The sequence below is a fragment of the Saccharicrinis sp. GN24d3 genome, assembly GCF_052400645.1.
In the GTDB taxonomy this organism is placed as follows: Bacteria; Bacteroidota; Bacteroidia; order Bacteroidales; family Marinilabiliaceae; genus Saccharicrinis.
Window position 1 is genome coordinate 1 of sequence record NZ_JBQTGI010000084.1, and the last position, 867, is coordinate 867.

An 867-nucleotide genomic window follows, 5' to 3' on the forward strand; every position below is an offset into this window, starting at 1 on the left:
CGTTAGGGCCTATTATAGAAAACTGTTTATGGAATTATTGATACTAATATTTATATTTTTTATTGCTCTTTTAGGTTTGCCAATCTTAGTGACCAAGTTAAGAGCCTGGAAGCATGGAGCAAATATTTCATTTAAAGAAGCATTAGGAATAAATGTTAGAAAGAATAGTAAGAAAAAGCTGTTTAAAGCACTTGCATTAACACAAAAGCAGAATTTAGACTTAAAACTTTCAGACCTTGAAGCTCACCTTTTAGCTGGTGGAGACCCACAAAAAGTCGTTCAGACTTTTATTGACAATAAGGACAAGAAAGGCGTTACATATCAAATATTGACTGCCTTAGACATCATGGGAAAAGATATTAACGAGGTAATTCATAAAGGAACTGAAATACATACCTTGACAATTAAAGATTTGGATTTTAGAACATTTAAAATAGACTTATGGGCTGAATTTAAATATGGTATTGGAATTGCATTTTGGGAGGAAGGGACAAATAGTAACGGAATACAAGAAAAAATAAAGGAAAAACTTACAGCTGTGGCAATGGACTGGACTTCGACAGACCCAATTTCATCTCAGAATTTTATTCGGAATAATATATTGAATACAGAATATTGGGAAAATGTATTGGGAGTTCAATTGATTCAACAAAACCTGATGCTTAAGAAATAATAGGCCCTAACAATCTGGAATAAAGCATGCGGATTCAGTAGTGTTTTGGAGGTTGAGTATGGAGTTTGAACACCGCCAAATCTTTGATTTGGCTTTAATAATGAAAAGATAAAAACAAATAAAAGATTTGGCTCTGGAGTAGTTTGGAAGGTTTGGCTCGTTAAATCTCCGCACGCTTCATCCAGTAAACGTTG

2 protein-coding genes are annotated in these 867 nt (G+C 33.7%); one reads left to right on the forward strand and one right to left on the reverse strand.

The features are described 5' to 3' along the window. On the forward strand, window positions 1-673 hold a 673-nt coding region (locus ACT29I_RS25695), incomplete at its 5' end, for a flotillin-like FloA family protein (protein ID WP_444794865.1). Here the strand turns inward: ACT29I_RS25695 and ACT29I_RS25700 are convergent. Further along, the coding region (locus ACT29I_RS25700; protein WP_444794866.1) for a hypothetical protein at window positions 646-867 on the reverse strand (222 nt) is incomplete at its 5' end. The genes ACT29I_RS25695 and ACT29I_RS25700 overlap by 28 nt on opposite strands.